Source organism: Alkalibacterium thalassium (genome assembly GCF_900101165.1).
Lineage (GTDB): Bacteria > Bacillota > Bacilli > Lactobacillales > Carnobacteriaceae_A > Alkalibacterium > Alkalibacterium indicireducens.
The window spans coordinates 31,641-51,874 of sequence record NZ_FNFK01000009.1 but is presented as its reverse complement, the minus strand read 5'-3'; the positions used below and the strand labels follow the sequence as shown (position 1 = coordinate 51,874).

The window sequence follows — 20,234 nt, the reverse complement described above, 5'->3', positions numbered from 1 at the left end:
GACTGATACTATACAAAAGATAGATTAGTAAAGGGGACGAAATGAATGATCAAACTGATTGTTTCCGATATGGACGGAACACTGCTTAATGAACACATGGAAATATCCAATGCAAATGCCTCTGCCATCAAGCGTGCGCAGGAACAAGGCATCCATTTTGCTATTGCGACTGGGAGAGATTACCCGATGGCTTCGCCTTTGCTCAAGGAGCATACCATTATCTGTCCGCTGATTGCACAGAATGGCGCCCAGTATTTTGACGGAACCGGAAAAAATCTCTACAATATCGGGCTGGAAAAAAAGACGGTCAGACAGATGCTTGACATCTTTTCTCAATACGACTCACTTCACGAAGAGCTGATGACATCTAAAGGCATCTTCTCCGATAATAAGGATCAGCGTGAAGAAATGCTCGCGTCCATGTTATCAGATATGAACCCGGATATCACATTTGAAGAAGCTCTTGAAACAGCTAAGAAGCGAGTAGATGAGATGCCAATCACTTATGTGGATGACTACTCCGACGTTCTGAACGACCAGAGTCTTGTCGTCTTGAAGGTGGCGGTCCATACAAAAAAAGGAAAGGCGCTGCTGGATCCCTTAAAGGAAAAACTTTATGAGGCGGTTCCTGATTTGGCCATCACTGCTTCAAGTGAACGAAACCTTGAGATCAACCATAAGAATGCCCAGAAAGGACTGGCCGTCGCTAAACTGGCCAGAAAACTGGACCTTAAAGCCGACCAGGTTATGACTATCGGGGATAACATCAACGATATCTCCATGCTTAAATGGGCAAAATATTCAGTTGCCATGGAAAATGCTGCACCTGAAGCCAAGGAGGCTGCCAATTACCTTACTTCAAGTAACCGTAAGAATGGTGTAGCCGAAGCGATCACTCGTGTTTTAAGTGGTAAAATTTATAAGAATGATTAAGGGCATGTCGCCCGTCCCTCTCCTGTTCTGATGGTTCAATAACAACCGTTCAGGCTCGGAGAGGGCTTTTTTTCTGGACAGTATAGTGGAACCTCCGGCTAAATAACGACTTGAAAAAATTCAATCAGCTCATCCAGGGCGGCGTCAATGTCAGTCCTTCAACCAGTTCTTCATTGAGTTTCTTGTCAGCCAGTCGTTTCTTCCTTCTTTCACTGTAATCTCTGCAGACTTTCTGTTCTTCTTCAGATTCACAGACCAGATCAGGAAGAAGGGGCTGATCTGTTTCGAATGAACCGACGAGTACGAAGGTGAGAAAACTGGTTGCCCCGATATAAGTTTCTCCTGATTCTAGGTCTTCACCCAGAACTTTAGCAAACACTTCAATCGACCGTCTTCCGGAACCTGTTACATAGGTCTCCACACTCACCGCGTGACTGGCTTTGATTGGATGAAGAAAATGAAGCTCGTCCATGGAAGCCGTCACAAGAGAATTTGAACGGGCAAACTTTGCAACCGACATGGATGCCGTATTGTCGATCAGACTCATCAAGTTCCCGCCGAACAGAGTCTGGTGTCCGTTCAGTTCAGATGGGAGGACTCTGTGTGTCTGAACGACCCTTGTTTCGTTACAGCTCATCTGTTTGTTAATAGTCATATTTGCTCTCCTTTGATTTCAGTCGTCTGACGGTCTGTGATGATATCTATAAATCGATGAGTAAACTGAGCTGTGAATCCCCAGAGGTACTGACCTTCCAACCGATAAAAAGGGATGCCCTGCTTTCTGGTGGTCCATCTGTACTTATCTCCATTGGATATCAGCTCGAATGGGAAATCCTCCTTATGTTCCATGATCAGATCCACATAATGATATTCCGGTTGATGTGTCAGGAAATAGTCGAGCGGAATCGTGAACAGTGACTCCACTTCCTTGTTTGGCTGGAGTGACTTTAATGTACAGTTCTTTAGTTCTCCAGCGAAACAGTAAATGACATGAGTATGAGTTGCGATATAATCGATTTCTCCATAGATATCGATCTGACTCTCTTTCACATTCAGTTCCTCAACTGTCTCTCGAATTGCGGCCTCTTCGTATGTTTCCCCCTCTTCGACAGCTCCTCCTGGAAAAGAGGTTTCCCCCGGCTGGGACACAGTCTGGCTTCTTTTTTCAAACAAGATATGCGTCTCTCCATCGATGTCAATGAGTGGAAGGAAGACCGAAAATCGCCTCTGTCCGCCTAATGGTTCTGGTCGATACTGACTGATTTTATCTCTTATTCTGTTGTTCTCCATGTCCAACACCCCATATCTGACTTCCGACTGTTCTTTCAGGCCTATTTTGCCAATAATACTGTCGGTTCATGCCAGTTCATTCTTTACTGCTTCTGCCCATTGACTGATTGATGTCTTAAAACTCAGCCCGAATGGATAAGAAAGCCCGGTCCTTCCTTTATTGACCAGAATGCTTTTATCCCCATTAAAATCATACACGAATCCGGCAGCGGGATACACGCTCAGACTCGTTCCCAGAACCAGTAGGACATCTGACTGACCGATGGCCTTAATGCTTTGACGGATCGCTTCGGGATCAAGCATCTCATCGTATAGCGTGACATCCGGCCTGACCCATTCCCTGCCGACATACATGGCTGTCTCCGTTTCAACGGCATCCTCACAAGAATAAACCGTTCCATTCCGGGACACTACCCGAGCAGTACTCCCATGCAGTTCAATGACCTTACTGCTTCCAGCTTTCTGATGAAGGCTGTCAATATTCTGTGTGATGACCGTTATTTTTTTCCCAATCTTCTCAAGATCAGCCAGAAAGACATGCCCCGGATTGGGCTGCGCTTCTCTTCTCAGGAGATTCTTTCTATAAAATGTATAAAATTGAGCGGGTTCCTGTTCAAAAAAATGATGACTCAGAACTTCTTCGAGAGGAGTAGTCAGATTCGTCTGCCTATTGTATAATCCCCCGCTTGAACGAAAATCCGGTATACCGCTTTCTGTAGACACTCCTGCTCCAGTGATTACAGCTATGGACTTACTGCTACTCACCCATTCCGCTGCTTTTCTGATACTCCCTTTGTCCATGTATCATGTCACTCCTTCTTTTCGCTGCCATTATCCTTTACTCGAGTACCTTTATCCTATTATACTAGGAGTGTACCACTGAAACGCAACATATTCATCTGACTCACGATAGATAAAAAATGGAGGGACTACTATGTCTGAACCAAAACTTACACTAACGATAGCCGGAAATGATGCCAGCGGAGGAGCTGGAATTGCTGCAGACCTAAAAACCTTTGCCGAATATGGTACTTACGGGATTGCTGCACTGACAGTAATCGCTACAATGGATCCAGATAACAGCTGGAGTCACAGTGTCACACCGATAAACGCTCAGATTGTAAAAGATCAGTTGACCACTGCTTTTGCAGGACCGGCTATTGCGGCCGCCAAAACAGGAATGCTTCCTAATCCAGAAGTAACCCGAGTCATTGCAGATATGCTAAAAGAGCATCCAGAAACACCGCTGATCGTTGACCCGGTCATGGTCTGCAAAGGGGAGTCTGACGTGCTGAATCCAGAAAATGTGACCGCCCTCAAGGAGTACCTGGTGCCTCTCGCCAGCATCATTACTCCGAACCTCTTTGAAGCAGGACAGCTGTCAGAACTCGGTCTTCTGCATTCACTGGACGATATGAAAGAAGCCGCTCAAATCATTTACGACAAAGGGGCCAAACTGGTCGTAATCAAAGGTGGAAAAGCCCTTGAAGGAGAAGAGGCTGTTGACCTGATCTTCGACGGCGAATCCTTTACTACTTTGACTGCAAGAAAAATCCCTTCTGCAAACAGTCACGGAGCCGGCTGTACATTTGCCGCAGCCATCACAGCTGGTCTTGCAAAAGGACTGGATCCTGTCGAAGCGGTCAGAAAAGCTAAACACTTTGTGACAGAAGCGATGCAGGCAGGCTTTGCCTTCAATGAGTATGTTGGCCCAGTTTTTCACAGCGGCTACAGACTGAACAGACAGTCGGATATTTAATCCTTTCAAACGGGTTACAGTTCAGCCCTTTTCTCCGTTATTACCTATATATGGAAGAAAGGAGGCTGACTGTTATGTCTGGGACTGACTGGTTTCCGGCGATGATCGACATGATTGCTAATGTAGGATTTCCTATCTTCATTTCACTAGTGCTGCTTCACCGCATGGAAAGTAAGCTCGATGCGGTAGTCAAAGCGCTCAACGATCTGACAGCTGTGACTGAAGCACGCCACCGGTAATTCTCGAGAGTGTCTTTTTGAGGCACTCTTTTTCATTTTTAAACTGAACAGCACGTGAAGTTTTTCTTTTTTTCTATCTTATGTAATAGTGGTATAATAAATAAAAGCACGGTACACGTTTGACGAACTAGAGGTGATAGAAATGGTTCGGCTATTTGTCAACAAGGAATACCAGACCTTGCAGGACCGGATGATCGTAAAAGATACTGCAGGTGAAAAAATATACCTGATTGTCGGAAAATGGGGCAGACTCGGAGACAGTCTGACTGTCTACTCTATGGACGGAAAACGAATCGTAGAAGCCAGACAAGTCAAGCTCTCTGTTTTTCCTAAGTTCCGTCTGTTTCAGGATGGAAAGAAAATCGGAACAATAAAGAAACGTCAAGGTCTTCGTGGAATGGCTCACCCATACTTTACAGTTACACGACTCAACTGGATTATCACCGGTGATTACGATAAACAAATTTTCTCCGTCAAACGATTCGGAAAGCAGATTCTATCTATCGAAAAATGCGTGTCATTCACTGGAGAATTTTATATCCTCGATTTTCAGAATGAGAAAATTGCACCTGTAGCCTGTCTCATTTCTCAGCTGCTGGATCACTACGGTCAGAATAAATCCACTGTCTGGAATGATATGAAGCAGCAGAAATACAGTCTCAGTTTCATGCAGCCGGTCTGGCTGAGAGTAAAAAGACTGCTCTGGTCAAACAAGTGACTCCAAAATTATAATAAGCCCGAAGACTGCATTTATCCCAGTCTTCGGGCTTATTTTTAAATATCAGTCCTGTCCACTTTGCAACTGATCACTCGGTCAGTTCACAATTATACCAGTATTTCTGTCTATACCTTCTTCTGCATATGATCGTAATGATGGCCGGCAATCATGACTTCCTTTACCTTCTGAAAGCCTTGTGCTTCGTAAAGCTTCAGAGCCCGGGGATTATCATGGTCGACATTGAGTCCGACCACTGTAAAGCCTTCTGATTTCGCTTTGTCATAAACCGCCTGCATCAGTTCTTTACCTATTCCTTTTCCTCTGAACGTATCCTTCGTTACGATGGAATCAAGATACCATTCGCCTTCGAAAGTCTCACCTTCGATAAATGTTTCAAAAGGAGGGAGGTTGTAGGCCGATATCAAGTCTGACAGCTGATCATACTGATGGGCACTTCCCCCTGGGTAGGAAAAGCAGAAACCGGCTATTTCTCCATCGATCTCTTTTAAAAGGACATTTTTGTACCCTTGAATAAACGATTCACTTCGAACAGCATGAACCATTGCAGGCCGCAGATCATCCCAAGTTACTTGAGCCATGATCGGCAGTTCCATATCTGTCAGAATCACTTTAAATAAATCAACGATTGCTTCCGCATCTTGACGGGATGCTTCTCTGATCATATTAAAACTCCTCAATTATGTTTTTGAAGCTGAATTTTCAAGTGTCTGCTTTATCCGTTCAGCGACTGGTTTTGAAATCCCCAACTTAGTCAGCTCTTCAAGTTCTGCCTCACGCAGGCGTTTCATTGACTTGAAATGACGCAGGACTTTCGTACGGGTTTTCGGACCCACGCCCTCGATGTCATCCAGCTGACTGGTAAAGCTGTTCTTGCTCCTCACATTTCGGTGGAAGGTAACGGCAAATCTGTGGACCTCTTCCTGCACACGCTGAACAAGGTGAAAAGCCTGGCTCCTTGGATCGAGAATCACCGGTTCCAGTTCATCTCCAAAAATAAGTCCGGCTGTCCGGTGCTTATTGTCCTTGACCATGCCGGCGACAGGAATCATGAGCGACAGTTCATTTTGAAGCACATCCCTGGCTGCATTTACCTGAATCTTTCCTCCATCCATCATGATCAGATCCGGCAGAGGTTTCTTTTCTTTCAGCAGCCGGCTGTAGCGGCGCCGGATAACTTCCTGCGTCGTCGCATACTCGTTGCTCCCGACGACCGTTTTTATCTTATACTTCCGGTAATTAGTTTTGTCCGGGCTCCCGTCTTTAAAAGAGACCATGGCGGAAACCGGATTGGATCCCTGAATATTCGAGTGGTCGAACGCTTCGATCCGTTCGATGTAAGGAAGCCCCATCGCCTTGGACAGTTCCTCAATGGCTCCGGTCGTCTTGCGTTCTTTCATTTCTATCAGACGGAACTTTTCTTTCAGAGCCAGCTCGCTGTTCTTCCCGGTCAGCTCAAGCAGTTCTTTTTTCCGGCCTTTTCTAGGCACTAGAACTTTCGTATCGAGCGTATCTTCCAGAAGTGCCTGATCGACTGTCTCAGGGACATAAATTTCCTTAGGTTTCTGGTTGTTTTTATCCTGATAGTACTGCAGCATGAAACTCATCAGCTCTTCTTCTGGGGTGTCATAAATCGGGAACATCGTGGCTTCCCGCTTTATGAGTGTAGCCTGGCGCACAAAAAAGACCTGGATAGAAATCCAGCCTTTGTCCATGTAATAATTGAAAAAGTCACGCGGCGTGAAATTGTTTGATATAATGGACTGTTTTTCAACGGTCCGTTCAATGTAGGATATCTGATCTCTGAACTCGGCAGCACGCTCGTAGTTCATCTCTTCAGCCGCTTCCTGCATTTTATCTTTCAGATCCCGCTTGATATCTGTGACATTTCCATTCAGAAATGACTTGATCCGGGCGATCTGAGCATCATATTCTTCTTTCGAGACCTCATGATCGCAAGGTCCGATGCATTGGCCGATATGATAATAGAGACAAGCCCGTTTCTGATGACCGTTGCATTTTCTCAATGGATAGATTTTCTGGATCAGCTGCTTTGTTTCGGAAGCCGCCCAGACATCAGGGTAAGGTCCAAAATAATAGCCCCCATCCTGTTCAACTTCTGAACTTATCACCAGCTGAGGATCCCGTTCATTAGTTATTTTAAGATAAGGATAACTGGTCCCTCTTTTCAGCCGGATATTATACTTAGGCTGATGTTTCTGAATCAAGGTGACCTCAAGAAGCAGGGCTTCCTTGTCTGAGCCGGTCACGATCGTTTCAAAATCTACTATATCTTCTACCAGACGTTTGGTCTTTCCCGTATGTTCGCCTCTGAAATAAGACCGGACCCTGTTTCTCAGATTCTTGGCCTTCCCGATGTAAATGATCTCGTCATTGCTGTTTTTCATGATATAACAGCCTGGCAGATCAGTCAGCAGCTGTAGTTTATGTTCGATGATTTCCGTAGTCAAAAAAGCACCCCCCTTCTTTCAGTTGATTAAATTAGTTGGACTCTTCAAAAATATAAAGCGAATGGAACGTATTGAAGTCTGATCGTCCGACTTTTACGTTCTTATAACTGAAGGACTCCCCCAGTTCATGCGTCCCGTTCTTCACTGCTTCGTCAACAGCATCGGCAATTTCTGCGTACAGGTCATCGATCGCCTCGTCAGACAGCTTTCCGTGCTCGGCTTCCCAGGCACTTAGAAAAGCCTCTTCGTCTTTCCCTCTGTAAAAATCGATATAATTCTCTTTCATGTTCCCCTTCACTCCTTTCAATCCTCATAAATGTCCAGTCTATTTTACCAGAAATGGGAACATTTGTCAGCTTTTCGAGAACAGGCCCATCTGTTTACTTACTAAAAGTTAATCATCAATGACCCGTCCAACTATTCTAAAGAACTGGTCAGAAGCTACCTGGAAAACAGTCTGAGACATCTGAACAAAGAGCAGATCGATCTGTACCAGATTCATTGTGCCCCTCTGGACGTGCTCAAAAATACAGATCTCTTCCCAATTCTGGATAAACTGAGCACATTCTACTGGGATAATGTTCATGACTACATCCGTGGTGCATACTGATTCTTCGATAAAAATAGCGCGTCCCTTTCTTATGCTCAGGGGGTGCGTTTTCCTCATTGTCTTTCAGTGTATTCTTTTGTATGATAGAAAACAGTACGTCACAAAGTGGATCTGAGATGAATGTTTTAGTTGAAGCCATTACTGACTCTTGAGGAGGATGTCGTATGACTGGACAGTCAAAATTTAACAGGTCTTCGGCTTCTGGAAGAACGTATGCTCTGACAAGGATAGCCTTACTGACCAGTCTAGTTTCTGTGGGCAGACTGACTTTTTCATTTATTCCAAATGTTCAGCCGATGACTGTTCTTCTGATATGTATCACTTTTTATTATGGCTGGAAGATGGGGCTGACGGTCGCACTGCTTTCCGTACTCATCACGAACCTGTATCTGGGTATGGGCCCATGGACGGTGGCTCAAATCGGTGGGTTTGCTGCACTTATTTTGCTTTCTCATATGTTTAAAGACAGTCATCGGAACACACCACTCATCTATTTGCAGATCTACGTGGCCTTTCTAGGCATTTTATATGGCCTCGTGGTGTCAGTCATACAGGCCCCGATTATCGGCTGGAACATTCTTATGCCTTATTATCTTTCCGGCCTAGGGTATGATCTGCTTCATGCTGCAGGAAATTCGGTCTTCTTCCCCATCCTTTACCCGGCATGTATGAGAGTCTTTAAAATGGCGGATGCCTCAGCTCTTGAGAAACGGTCCACTCAAAAAAAGGAGAAATGAATGAATAAAAAAGAGAAATACCTTATCGGTGTGTCCGTTTTTGTTATCCTGCTAGTTCTAGGACTATGGTATTCAGGACTTGCATCCAATAACCCGACAACCGCTGATCTGGATAAAGAAATTCAACTGACTCTAGTAGTTGACAATGAAATCATTGCCGATGATGCTCTCGATGTCACTGACGATTCTACACTACTCGATATCATGAGTCAGCACTACGATCTGATTGTGACTGATGATGGCTTTATTGAGTCTATCGAGGGCATAGACCAGATTCCTGAAGAAAATCTTTACTGGATATATGAAGTTAACGAGGAAACTGTCAATGTAGGTGCTTCGGGCTTCGTTCCCGAAGAAGGCGACCACATCGTGTGGGAACTGACAGCCTTTTAATACAAACAGTTTTTTTAAAAGACACCTCTGCTGTCCCGTTCAGTTACTACACTGGTCGGGAAGCAGAGGTGTCTTCTATTATTCAGATTTTCAGGACTGGCTGGTCATTTCCCTGACAAAAAATGAAGTGATTTCATCCATTGTCGGGCCTTTGACTAGGTGCTTCTCGCCCTCTTCAATGAACCTGACATTTGGAATCTGATTTTCCTTAATAAAGGCCGCCGTATCTTCGTAAGGAACGATGCGGTCCTGCGTGCCGTGCCAGAACAGAAGAGGGCGTCCGGCCAGTGTTTCAGGCCTCAGAGACAAATCGTACGAAGGGATCCAGGAAAGAAGCGATTCATAATCATGAGGATAAAACCGATTCATTTCTTTTGCCCGTTTCAGTATTCTGTCACGATAAGCGACCGGTTTCGGAGAGCCCATGACACAGGCTGCAGCTTTGATTTCCGGATTATGTGTCAGGAGAGCACAGGTAGTGAATCCACCCATGGATACCCCGCCTACGCCAATACGGTCGTCAGCCAGGCCGAGCTTTCTGAAGTGATTGACAATAAAACCATATTCAAACAGATTGGTATGGATGCTCTGCCAAAAAGTCAGCGAAGGAATACGGGTCATTTCCTGGTAACGGTCCCCGTGATTGGCTGCATCCGGTAGAAGAACGCGAAAACCGGCCTGTGCCAGCTTCCTACCTTGGGTAAGCACCAGCTCCTTAGATGACTGCCAGCCGTGGTAATAAACTATCAGAGGGAGTAGCTCGTTTCTATTTTCTTTCTGCACCACTTCCAGCAGAGGGATAGTTCCAAGGGTTCGTTTTCTGATCGTCAGTTTCATAAATCCGCCTCTTTTCCAGCTTAGTTCATACGTTTGTTTCTAAAATAACAGCGCCACTCCGGTTCCAGCGGCTTATTCTCCGTAAATAGCTCGGGGTGCTTTTCCAGCAGTTCAGTCAGCAGCACCGTCGTCATATGTGCGTCCACAACTCGTGTTTCTGCATCCCCGAATCGTCCAGTTTTCATCGCCCCTTCTTCAATCAGGAGATCATTGACTTTCCAGAAATGCTCAGACCACGACAATCCACAGTGACGGCGTGAGGGCACCCGAACTTTTTCTCCAGAATTGAGGACACTAAACAGTTCTTCATGATTGTCCGTCATTCTGCCCGGGATATCCAGCCATTCCTCAATACCGTGAATAAACGTGTTTCTAGTCAGATCTACACCGACTAACAGAATCTTTGCCTTTCTGTCAACGATTTTTCCCCAGACCGACTCTCTGGCGCAGGGGGTATCATGCTTGTATTCACCTGCTGTAAAGGCGGCCGCATCTTTCCCCAGGGCCGCTACCGAATGAGTCGGATGTTCCGATCGGATCGTGTTTTCCCGGTTTCTGAACAGTTCAGTCAGGATTCCCACATTGGACGGCGACTTCTTGACATCGAAGACAGGGTTGTCCTTGCTGATGTACTTCCACGTATGAGTCGGAAGGACAAGCAGACCGTCTGCCATATAGTCGCTCAAGGCATCCAGAACAGTATCAGCTCGTCCATTCACCTCCCCTATGCTTTTATAGGACGAATGAACCAGTAGTGTCCCTTCTTTTTCAATCCTCAAATGGTCGAGACAATCCATTAAATGTTTTTTAGAATACATGCTATTCTCCTTGTTCATTAGTCAACTCTATTTCAGAATCTCTTTCTCTTTAGATTAAACACCATTCCATTTTATAAAGCAAATAAGTCTTCTTTATCTAATAATGACTGCTTGATTTCTCGAAATCAGCTTCCATTGAATCAGAACACTGTTACAGGTCAATAGAGAAGTCTCTGGTCCTGTCATGGAGGGCCAGTCCCCCGAATGTCAGGATTATTAAACCAACTCCATAATCTGACCTCGTTCACTTAGTCCACAACAATAAAAAAACCCACTGGAGAAGTACTAGTCTCCAATGGGCCGATTTCTATAATAATGTAATGAGGTTAATCCAGTACTCGAATCGTTACGCTTCGTCTTCCCCAGCTCAGTGCTTCTCCTACTGTCTGGAAATGGATATCAATGATGTTTCCTCTAATTGCTCCACCTGTGTCTCCAGCAATATAAACACCCATGCCTTCAACTTCTACCATCGATCCTAGAGGAATGACAGAAGGATCGACTGCTATGACGCGCGGATTGATTCTCAAATCGATTCCAGTTGCCGTGTGTGTGCTTAAGTTAGGCTGCGCGGTTGAATAGCCTGTAGCCTGAACACGTAACGTTCTACCGGAACTTACTTCCGGCTTAGCTGGTGCAGGGGCCGGGCTGCTGTTTGAACTTGAGTCTGAGTTAGAATTATTGCTTGAACTAGAACCTGAAGCTGAACTTGACTTTGAAGATGAGCTGTTTGATGCAGTCTGTTCGGCAGCTTGTGCACTTGAACTGTCTGAAGAAGAAACCGATACTTCAGTTTGCTGTTCGGCTTCTGCTCTTGCAGCAGCTCTCGCAGCTTCTTCTCTAGCCACTCGACGCGCTTCTTCGATTCTCGCTTCTTCTACTGCTTCTCTTTCGATCAGTTCAGTCAGCTGAGACTGATTATCTCTGATCAGAGCCTGCAGCTCGGAAACTTTTCCGTCAAAGACTTCTTTCTGTGAAGCAGCCAGTACTCGTCTCTCTTCAAGTTCCTGCTGTGCCGTTTCAAGTTCTTCCTGTAAAGTAATAAGTACTTGAACTTCTTCTTCAGCCAGTTCCAGCTGATGATTGCCTGCATCTGTCAGACGCATAATAATAAGAGCACGATTAAATAAATCAGACAGGCTTTCAGATTCAAGTATAGTCAATACAATGTTCTGAGTGGACTTATTTAACTGAAGAGACTGCAGACGCTGTCTTGCCTGTTCCATTCTCGCCTCAACGATTTCTTCCTGGGCTGAGACTTCAGATTCAGTCTGGCCGATTTCTTCCAGCTTTTCCTCGATTTCTACATCCAGTTCAGCCAGTTCTGTACTCAATACGCTCACTTCTTCAAGCACGGTATTGACTTCCTTCTGTAATGAATCAATTTCTTCTTGAGTTTGTTCCTGCTGCTCCCGAATAGCTTCTAGCGTCTGGGCTGATGCAGTGGTTGCTTGACCTAAGGACAGGAAGGCCAGTACTGCTACAACCATCCCCACTATATTCTTTGTCATCGCTTAAAGAACAATCCTTTCTCTTTTGAATTTGAGATATCTTAAAATAAGTTGTTCAATGCCACGCTATTATACCGAGAAATTGTATGAAGTACATTTCTATATTCTTACAATTTGTTACAGAAAGTCAAAATATTCATAAATATTAAGCTGTATACTTGTAGCTATTGTAATCAAACCCAGTTATGGTATCGCTTTCCTGTTTTTTGTAATATAATCGTAAAAAAGGTCTGATTTTAGACATAGCCTTCTCGCTTTTAGTATGATTAAGTTAAGAAATCAAGCGTTTTAAAGATAAAAAGGAGATTGGAGCGTGCATTATGGCTAATGAACGGTTTGGATTAATAGATGTGGGATCAAATACAATACGACTGGTCATCTTCGAAATGGACGACTATCAAGGAGTGACCGAGCTGCAGAACATCAAGACACCTGCCCGGCTTGTCCAGTATCTGGACGACAGCAAGAAGATGTCTGATGAGGGTATCGACGTACTCCTGGCTGTCCTCAGAAGTTTTACTGCAATAGCTGAACGTTACGCTATAAAAGATTTGAAGGCAATAGCTACTGCTGCTGTTCGTCAGTCAGCGAATCGTGACACCATCATCCAGCGGGTACAAGAGGCCCTCCAGCTGGAACTGGAGCTGCTTGCGGAAGAAAAAGAAGCGTATTACGGAAACTATGCAGTCCGGCATACTATGGACCTTATGGATGGAATCAGTATCGATATCGGTGGGGGGAGTACTGAACTGACCCTTTTCAAAGACAAAGAAGTCAAGGAAGTACACAGTTTCCCTTTCGGAACGGTATCTTTAAGACGACAGTTTTTCTCGGACAAAAAGCACAATGACAAAAAGGCTATTGAGAAAGCCACCAAGTGGATCAGAGATCAGTTCAAGCAGCTTGAGTGGGTGCCCAATGCGCAGGTGCCTCTGATCGGAATCGGTGGGTCGGCACGTAACTATGCTGAAATCAACCAGCGTCAGACCGACTACCCAATTGCCGGTATTCATGAATATCAGATGACACCCGATGAGCTGGAAAACACCTTTGATCTGCTAGTAGACAGTTCTATGGACGACTTGAGCGATCTTGATGGCTTAAGCGGGGACCGCCGGGACATCATCATTCCAGCAGGGATTGTCTTCAAGGAACTAGTTGATGTGATGGCTGCTCCAAGCTTTGCCATCAGTAACCGAGGTCTGCGTGAAGGCATTATCCTTGAACGGCTCAACAAAGAGTACAAAGAGCCCTATGATCTTTACGGTGTGAAGCGTCAGACTGTTCAGCGCCTGTTCAAACAGTATGATATACGCCCGATCAGTGCCCATCAGCGCATCATGCTCGCTGACCAGCTCATTACTCTTTTAAAGGAAAAAGGTATCCTGAAAGTCAGCGAAGAGCAACTCTATTTTCTTCATTATGGAGCAACTTTATATTACCTGGGCAGTTATATAGAAGATGATTCCAAATCGCAGCACACATTCTACATCATTTCCAATACGAATCTTCATGGATTCAGTCACAAAGACAGGGTCAGACTGGCTCTGCTGGCCAGCTATAAAAACAGATCACTGTTCAAACAATATGTAAAAACAGTAGACGACTGGTTCAGCGATGATGAAAAGGAAGCCCTGCTTCATCTGGGATGCATCATCAAGTTTGCGGAGGCGCTGAATGATTCACACGTCAATTTTGTTCAGGATATGGCTCTCGAGGAAGACGGGGATGACTACCGTCTGGATGTGACATATATGGGTGATGCGATTGCAGAAGAATATCGGGTAAACAAGCATAAGAACCATTTCGAACGAGTTCTTGGCAAACCACTGACTATTTCACTTAAGAGTGTGACTGAAGGCTCTATCAAAGCGGAGGAATAAGTATGAGCAGTAGAGAAATCTTGATTGATGATCCGATTTACTTCCAGAACAGAGAGCTGTCCTGGCTCGATTTTAATGCCCGTGTCGTTGAAGAAGCGAACGATCCTGCCAATCCTATATTGGAGCAGCTGACTTTTTTATCCATTGGGGCATCAAACCTGGATGAGTTCTATAAAGTAAGGGTCGCGGGACTTCAGGATCAGGAGAAAATGGGGGTTGAAGAACCGGACACGAAAAAGATGTGGTCGCCTAAAAAGCAGCTTCAGGAGATCACTAAGAAAAACCGGATCAATGTGCGCCGCCAGTATGATCTGTTTGACCTTAAAAGAAAGCAGCTGAATGAAAAGGGGCTTTATTTCAAATCAGTTTGGGAACTGAACGAAAGTGATAAAAATAAGGCCCAAGCCATCTTCGAAAGAGAAATCAAGCCGGCTATCACTCCTTACGGCATCGATGCCTATCGTCCGTTTCCTCATCTGAGCGATGGAGTATTGCACTTGTTCGTCAAACTGAAGCGGTCCGGTGAGCCGTTCATAGCCATCGTGCCAGTTCCGGAACGACTGTCCAGGGTGTATGCTGTTCACAACAACGAGCATACCTATCTCTTGCTGATCGAAGACCTGATTTATTCGTTTTTGTCTGACCTCTTCAAAGGCTACGATGTCACGTACTCCTTCACTTTCCGTATTACACGAAATGCCGATCTGGAGATTCAGGAAGACGGCGCAGATGACTTGCTTTCGGCCATTGAAGACTATCTGGAGAAACGTAAAAACGGAATGGCTGTGAGGCTCGAAATCGACCGGAGAGAGAGTGCAGTTTCAGTTAATGAGGACGTGGCCTTGCTTAAAAAGGCTCTATCTATCAAGCAGCGGGATATCTATACCCTGAATGGCCCGCTGGATCTGACTTTTTTAAGTGAAGTCATCCCTCTTTTGAAGGAGCAAGGGATAACAGAATCCTTCAAGCCATTTGAGCCAAACTATCCAGCTGAGCTGAAAAAGCAGTCAGTCTATGCGCTGGCAAGAAAAAAGGATCTGTTTTTCCATCATCCTTTTGATGCTTTTGATCCGATCATCTCCTTTGTCAAGGAAGCAGCCGAAGACGACCGGACAGTCTCCATCAAGCAGACTCTATACAGGGTCAGCGATAATTCCCCTTTAGTTGAAGCTTTGAAGAACGCAGCAAAAAAAGGCATCCAGGTGACTGTTCTTGTAGAACTGAAAGCACGGTTCGATGAAGCAAATAATGTCCACTGGGCCAAGGAGCTGGAAGAAGCCGGTGCTCATATATTATATGGTGTAAAAGGTTTGAAGACCCACAGCAAGGCCACTCTGGTCATAAAAAAAGAGACGGACGGGTTCAGGCGTTATGTCCATCTTGGGACCGGAAACTATAATGAACAGACTGCTAGACTCTATACGGACATGGGTCTTATTACATCGAATAATGAAATCACTCAGGATGTCTTCGATTTCTTCAATTATCTGAGCGGGTATTCGGAACAGCCCGACTATCACTATCTGCATGTCTCCCCTTTTGATATCAGGGATGCATTCATTGAAAATATTGAAAAGGAAATCAAGCTGCACACAAGATACGGAAACGGCCATATCATTGCTAAAATGAATTCATTGACCGACAAGAAAATGCTGCTTAAACTGTATGAAGCCAGTCAGGCAGGGGTCAGAATCGAGCTGATCGTCAGAGGGATCTGCTGTCTGATTCCAGGTATTCCTGGTGTAAGTGAAAACATTACGGTGAGAAGTATTGTGGGTCGTTTTCTTGAACACAGCCGAGTCTATTACTTCTATCATAATGGCGAGGAAAACCTCTACCTCTCTTCCGCCGATATGATGACAAGAAATATGATTAAGCGCGTCGAGATAGCTTTTCCAGTACTGGAACCACCTTTGAAATCTCACATTCTCTCTATTCTCAAGCTTTATCTCTATGACAATACGAAAGCCTGGATATTGACTAGTGACGGGTTTTATAAAAAAGCTTCACTAAGTGGCAAACCTGTTCATGCTCAAAATGAACTCCTGTCCATCAGCAGTGAACAGGAAAAAATTAAAGAAGATCATACTTCTTTAAATAAATGGCTCACTTACTTATCCGCGCTCTTCAGCCGATAACACTTTACATCTGCTCGTCATGTACCATGGAGCTCAAGATTCTCCAGGATATATGACGGGCAGTTTTTTCATTTTCACAAGCCTAAAGAATATCTGATATAATGAATGCAAGGAAAGAAGGTGCACGAATGCCAACGATATTGGATATTGCCCGACACGCTGGGGTGTCATCCGCTACTGTTTCCCGCGTCATCAATTCTAGCGGATATGTTGGTGAAGAGACCCGACGTAAAGTAGAAGATGCCATTGAGCAGCTGAACTACAGCCCAAACAAAAATGCCCAGCATCTGAGAACAGGATCAACTAAAAACTTCGGGATCATCAGTACACAGTTCAATGATACTGCAGTAGCCCGAATCAATTCATTTATCTCTACTGCTTACGCGAACGGCTATACAACGACCCTCTTCGTTACAAATGGGGATAAGAAAAGAGAAAGGGAAGCTTTTGACCTGCTGAAATCTAAGCAGCTGGACGGCATTTTCCTGATTTACCGTGCCAATGACTGGTCTGTTCTGGAAAAATATGCTTCCTTTGGTCCAGTTGTCACCTTACACAATGTCGATTCTGAACAGATTCCTTCTGTCTTCATCGATCATTATAAGGGACATCGCCTCGCTCTAGACTATCTGTGGGAAACCGGATGCCGTCAAATCCTCAATTTATACGGGACACCTAAAGGGCTCAACACCCATCGGCGGATCGATGCCTATACAGACTTCTGCAGAGACCATCAGATCGATCCGCATAATCCTGACCTCTTCATTGATACAGTCACATCTGAAAAAGTCGATGACTTTATCAGATGGTACGAATCAACTGAAGTCAAACCTGATGCAGTGGTCACTCATTCCGATTCCATTGCAGCGCTTGTCGTTTCCCGACTTAGAAGGAAAGGAATTCGTGTACCTGAAGATGTATCCGTCATTGGATTCGATAACTTGGATGTCAGCGATGTGATGGATATGACTACTATCGATTATTCGATCGAGGAACAGGGGAAAAACGCCTGCCGTCTGCTTCTTCAGACATTAAATCAGCCCGTCGATGAGTTAAAGCCCTTGTCATTCAAGCTCATCAAACGAAAAACGACGCTATAATAATAAAAGCTTCGCATGCCGTTCAGCCTCAAGACGTTAACAGTTAATCCCTCGACTCACTATAAATATAAAAAATCTGGAGCATGAGCAGCCCTGACCCATAACAGCAGGGACTCATGATCCAGATTTATTTTGCTTCTTTAAGATATTTTCCTACCGACCAATCTTATTATTTTATCTCCTGAAGACGCTGTTCGATTTTCTTCTGCTCTCTTTTTCGGTTGACCGTAGCTTTAATCAGTCCTTTTTCCGGAGAAAAGACAAAAACAAGTAAAGTTGTGACTCCTGTCACCACAGCAATCATTCCCGCAATCGTCGTATCAAGCATAAAAGCCAGCCGCACTCCTGCTATACTGTTGATCACTGCCATTACAGCTGTCAGACCAATCATGACATGCAGCTTGTTTGTCAGTAGAAAGGCCGCCAGCGGAGGACCGACCATGAATCCCACAACCAGAATGGATCCTACTGAATCGTAGGCGCCAACGGCAGTCAGAGACACAAGGGTCATCAGCCCATAGTGGATGAGTACCGGTGAGAACCCTATTGCTGCAGCAAAGCCTGCATCAAACGTTGTGATTTTCAGCTCTTTATAGAACAATCCAATAAAGAGACTGTTGATCAGCAGGATGACCAGCATTGTCCAGAGCGCTCTCGGTCCTACATCTAAACCGAAGAACATCAGACGTCTGAAAGGCGCAAAGGCCAGTTCCCCCATCAAGACTGAATCTACATCCAAATGAACGTTTCCGGCATAGCGTGTAATCAAAATGATCGCTATACTGAAAAATAATGGAAAAACAATACCGATAGCGGCATCGTTGGACAAGAGCTTAGTCTGCTGGAGCGCTTCTATTGCCCAGACCGTCGCCACCCCGACAAGCGTAGCTCCAATCATCAAAAGAGGCGAGTTCAGATCCTGTGTAATGAAGAAGGCCAGAACGATTCCGAGCAGAACTGTATGTGTGATTGCATCGGATACCATTGTGGTTCCTCTCAGCACCAGAAAGACACCTGGAAGCGCACAGGCGACGGCAACAATAATTGCTATCAGGGTTATTTCATTGATCATGCTCATCGCGCTCACTCCTCCAGACTTCTGATCTGTTTCATAAATACTTTCTGCCTCTTTCTGTAGGCCATGTGTCTAGCCAGTATTCCCCTTCCGGGAGATATAAAGAGGCTGAGGAACACGAACATACTGACAACGACTACGATCGATGGCCCTGTTGGTATTCGAGCCCCCATAGAGCTGATAAATGTTCCCGTCACACCGGAAACAAATCCAATACCTGCTGCCAGCAGCATGACCAGACTCAACCGGTTCGTCCACTGACGGGCGGCTACTGATGGACCGGTCAGCAATGCGCTGATCAGGATGACCCCTACTGACTCCAGTCCTAAAATAATGGTTACAACAATCATTGTCGACAACAGGGATTCAACGATCTTACTTGAGAAGCCTAATGTCCGTCCAAACATCGGATCAAATGTAAATACTTTAAATTCCTTCCAGAACAATGCTACCAGAACGAGCAGGACCAGTCCGGTCAGACCGATCAACTGGACATTGCTTCGAAGCATAGCGCTCGCCTGCCCGAAAATAAAGTTGCTTAGTCCAGCCTGTTGAGCATTCGGATTATTCTGTATCGAAGTCAGGATGACGAGACCCAGACCAAAGAAGCTGGACAGGATCAGTGACAAGGCACTGTCGAGTTTGACCACGGTCTTCCTGCTCATAGTCTGAATAATCACCGTAGCGATCAATCCTGAAATGATTGCCCCAAGCATCAGTACAGACAGTTCTTTTCTTTGTATAAGAATAAAGCCGATCCCAATTCCGGGTAAGGCAGCGTGACTCAATGCATCCCCAAGCAGACTTTCTTTTCTTAATGTCGCATAGGTTCCGATCACTCCGCTTAACAGCCCTAAGAAGCCGGTGCCTAAAGCAACGACTTGAAACGTGTAGTCATTCAGCAGCAATCTGATCTGTTCCAGCATATCAGCCTTCACCTTCTCCCAGGTTTCGATCCTGATGATAAGTTTCATCAATATTTCCTTGAGTAAACGCCTCTTGAACTGGCCCTTGAGCAATGACTTCGCGATTAATGAACACCACGTCGTCAAAATAGTCTTCAACCGTCTGCAAGTCGTGATGAACGACAATAACGGTCTTGCCCTGCTCAACCAGTTTTTTCAGAAGTTTCATGATGATGCGTTCAGTTTTCATGTCAACACCCGAGAGCGGTTCATCCATTATATATATATCCGCTTCCTGAGCCAGCGCACGTGCCAGGAACACACGCTGCCTCTGACCGCCAGACAGCTGACTGATCTGACGGGAGGCAAAAGTCGGCAGCCCGACTTTTAAAAGCATCTGTTTTGATAAATCTTTATCTCTCTTTCCTGGTCGTTTCAGCCAGCCTAAGTGGCCATATCTGCCCATCAGAACGACATCCAGAACGGTAGCTGGGAAGTCCCAGTCGACTGAAGTATTCTGAGGGACATAGGCTACTTTATTTTTTATTTTCTTGTAAGGAACATTCTGTTCATTCTGTATGGAAAAGGCTACTGTCCCAGTGATAGGTTGAAGAAAATTCAATACTGATTTGATCAGAGTCGACTTTCCTGCTCCATTTGGTCCAATGATCGCCGTGAGACGGCCTTCTTTAAATCCTGTGGTAATATTCCACAAGACCGGTCTCGCATCATAAGCGACCGTCAAATGTTCGATTGAAATTGCCTGTTTATCATCCACACCTGTTCCTTCTTTCTGTTA

General features: G+C 45.1%; 22 protein-coding genes. 9 read left to right on the top strand and 13 right to left on the bottom strand.

The window, feature by feature from the left end:
- Nucleotides 1-45 precede the first annotated feature (45 nt).
- A complete protein-coding gene (locus BLR76_RS03870; RefSeq protein WP_091265677.1) occupies nt 46-933 on the top strand; it encodes a Cof-type HAD-IIB family hydrolase in 888 nt (295 codons plus the stop codon).
- A gap of 124 nt (nt 934-1,057) precedes the next feature.
- Here BLR76_RS03870 and BLR76_RS03865 read toward each other — a convergent pair whose 3' ends face one another.
- The 3 genes from BLR76_RS03865 to BLR76_RS03855 all read right to left on the bottom strand — a co-directional run bounded on the left by BLR76_RS03865 (nt 1,058) and on the right by BLR76_RS03855 (nt 3,024).
- Nucleotides 1,058-1,588, bottom strand: a complete 531-nt coding sequence (locus BLR76_RS03865; RefSeq protein WP_091265674.1) for an acyl-CoA thioesterase — start codon at nt 1,586-1,588, stop codon at nt 1,058-1,060.
- Nucleotides 1,585-2,223: an NUDIX hydrolase gene (locus tag BLR76_RS03860; protein WP_245683019.1), complete on the bottom strand. Its 639-nt coding sequence runs from the start codon at nt 2,221-2,223 to the stop codon at nt 1,585-1,587. The genes BLR76_RS03865 and BLR76_RS03860 overlap by 4 nt, the downstream gene beginning before the upstream one ends.
- Before the next feature lie 66 nt (nt 2,224-2,289).
- Nucleotides 2,290-3,024, bottom strand: a complete 735-nt coding sequence (locus BLR76_RS03855; protein WP_091265671.1) for an NAD-dependent protein deacylase — start codon at nt 3,022-3,024, stop codon at nt 2,290-2,292.
- A 133-nt stretch (nt 3,025-3,157) separates the two neighbouring features.
- On the opposite strand from BLR76_RS03855, the gene thiD reads away from it, so the two are divergent.
- From thiD to BLR76_RS03840, 3 genes are all read left to right on the top strand, one after another.
- Entirely contained in the window at nt 3,158-3,982 is an 825-nt protein-coding gene (gene thiD / locus BLR76_RS03850) for a bifunctional hydroxymethylpyrimidine kinase/phosphomethylpyrimidine kinase (protein WP_091265669.1), read from the top strand.
- A 74-nt stretch (nt 3,983-4,056) separates the two neighbouring features.
- The gene (locus BLR76_RS03845) at nt 4,057-4,221 is read left to right on the top strand and encodes a YvrJ family protein (protein WP_091265665.1); all 165 of its coding nucleotides are present in this window, start codon (nt 4,057-4,059) and stop codon (nt 4,219-4,221) included.
- Between the two features lie 142 nt (nt 4,222-4,363).
- Nucleotides 4,364-4,939: an LURP-one-related/scramblase family protein gene (locus BLR76_RS03840; protein ID WP_091265662.1), complete on the top strand. Its 576-nt coding sequence runs from the start codon at nt 4,364-4,366 to the stop codon at nt 4,937-4,939.
- Between the two features lie 125 nt (nt 4,940-5,064).
- Here BLR76_RS03840 and BLR76_RS03835 read toward each other — a convergent pair whose 3' ends face one another.
- From BLR76_RS03835 to BLR76_RS12180, 4 genes are all read right to left on the bottom strand, one after another.
- Nucleotides 5,065-5,622 carry a GNAT family N-acetyltransferase gene (locus tag BLR76_RS03835; RefSeq protein WP_091265659.1) on the bottom strand — a complete coding sequence of 186 codons (558 nt, stop codon included), beginning with the start codon at nt 5,620-5,622 and terminating at the stop codon, nt 5,065-5,067.
- 15 nt (nt 5,623-5,637) lie between these two features.
- On the bottom strand, nt 5,638-7,428 hold the full coding sequence (uvrC, locus tag BLR76_RS03830) for an excinuclease ABC subunit UvrC (RefSeq protein WP_091265658.1): 1,791 nt from the start codon (nt 7,426-7,428) through the stop codon (nt 5,638-5,640).
- Nucleotides 7,429-7,459: 31 nt separating this feature from the next.
- On the bottom strand, nt 7,460-7,714 hold the full coding sequence (locus BLR76_RS03825; RefSeq protein ID WP_091265655.1) for a hypothetical protein: 255 nt from the start codon (nt 7,712-7,714) through the stop codon (nt 7,460-7,462).
- A 108-nt stretch (nt 7,715-7,822) separates the two neighbouring features.
- Complete coding sequence (locus BLR76_RS12180; RefSeq protein WP_091265654.1) at nt 7,823-8,014, bottom strand: hypothetical protein; 192 nt, start codon at nt 8,012-8,014, stop codon at nt 7,823-7,825.
- 188 nt (nt 8,015-8,202) lie between these two features.
- On the opposite strand from BLR76_RS12180, the gene BLR76_RS03815 reads away from it, so the two are divergent.
- Nucleotides 8,203-8,775: an ECF transporter S component gene (locus tag BLR76_RS03815; protein ID WP_091265651.1), complete on the top strand. Its 573-nt coding sequence runs from the start codon at nt 8,203-8,205 to the stop codon at nt 8,773-8,775.
- Nucleotides 8,776-9,168 carry a DUF4430 domain-containing protein gene (locus BLR76_RS03810; protein ID WP_091265646.1) on the top strand — a complete coding sequence of 131 codons (393 nt, stop codon included), beginning with the start codon at nt 8,776-8,778 and terminating at the stop codon, nt 9,166-9,168.
- Between the two features lie 90 nt (nt 9,169-9,258).
- Here the strand turns inward: BLR76_RS03810 and BLR76_RS03805 are convergent, their stop codons facing one another.
- The 3 genes from BLR76_RS03805 to BLR76_RS03795 form a co-directional block, all read right to left on the bottom strand.
- Nucleotides 9,259-10,005, bottom strand: coding sequence for an alpha/beta fold hydrolase (locus tag BLR76_RS03805; RefSeq protein ID WP_091265643.1), 747 nt, complete (start codon nt 10,003-10,005; stop codon nt 9,259-9,261).
- 20 nt (nt 10,006-10,025) lie between these two features.
- Nucleotides 10,026-10,823, bottom strand: a complete 798-nt coding sequence (locus BLR76_RS03800) for an AAC(3) family N-acetyltransferase (RefSeq protein WP_091265640.1) — start codon at nt 10,821-10,823, stop codon at nt 10,026-10,028.
- Between the two features lie 326 nt (nt 10,824-11,149).
- A complete protein-coding gene (locus BLR76_RS03795; protein WP_091265637.1) occupies nt 11,150-12,334 on the bottom strand; it encodes a 3D domain-containing protein in 1,185 nt (394 codons plus the stop codon).
- Between the two features lie 320 nt (nt 12,335-12,654).
- On the opposite strand from BLR76_RS03795, the gene BLR76_RS03790 reads away from it, so the two are divergent.
- The 3 genes from BLR76_RS03790 to BLR76_RS03780 all read left to right on the top strand — a co-directional run bounded on the left by BLR76_RS03790 (nt 12,655) and on the right by BLR76_RS03780 (nt 17,455).
- On the top strand, nt 12,655-14,217 hold the full coding sequence (locus BLR76_RS03790; protein WP_091265634.1) for a Ppx/GppA family phosphatase: 1,563 nt from the start codon (nt 12,655-12,657) through the stop codon (nt 14,215-14,217).
- Between the two features lie 2 nt (nt 14,218-14,219).
- Nucleotides 14,220-16,355 (top strand): RNA degradosome polyphosphate kinase, encoded by a 2,136-nt coding sequence (locus tag BLR76_RS03785; protein WP_091265633.1) that lies wholly within the window; start codon nt 14,220-14,222, stop codon nt 16,353-16,355.
- Between the two features lie 128 nt (nt 16,356-16,483).
- A complete protein-coding gene (locus BLR76_RS03780) occupies nt 16,484-17,455 on the top strand; it encodes a LacI family DNA-binding transcriptional regulator (RefSeq protein ID WP_176759599.1) in 972 nt (323 codons plus the stop codon).
- Nucleotides 17,456-17,624: 169 nt separating this feature from the next.
- Here BLR76_RS03780 and BLR76_RS03775 read toward each other — a convergent pair whose 3' ends face one another.
- From BLR76_RS03775 to BLR76_RS03765, 3 genes are read right to left on the bottom strand one after another with little or no spacing between them, the layout of a single operon-like run.
- Complete coding sequence (locus BLR76_RS03775) at nt 17,625-18,533, bottom strand: metal ABC transporter permease (protein WP_091265630.1); 909 nt, start codon at nt 18,531-18,533, stop codon at nt 17,625-17,627.
- 5 nt (nt 18,534-18,538) lie between these two features.
- Nucleotides 18,539-19,504, bottom strand: coding sequence for a metal ABC transporter permease (locus BLR76_RS03770; RefSeq protein ID WP_245683018.1), 966 nt, complete (start codon nt 19,502-19,504; stop codon nt 18,539-18,541).
- Nucleotides 19,458-20,213, bottom strand: a complete 756-nt coding sequence (locus BLR76_RS03765) for a metal ABC transporter ATP-binding protein (RefSeq protein ID WP_091265628.1) — start codon at nt 20,211-20,213, stop codon at nt 19,458-19,460. The genes BLR76_RS03770 and BLR76_RS03765 overlap by 47 nt, the downstream gene beginning before the upstream one ends.
- Nucleotides 20,214-20,234 lie beyond the last annotated feature (21 nt).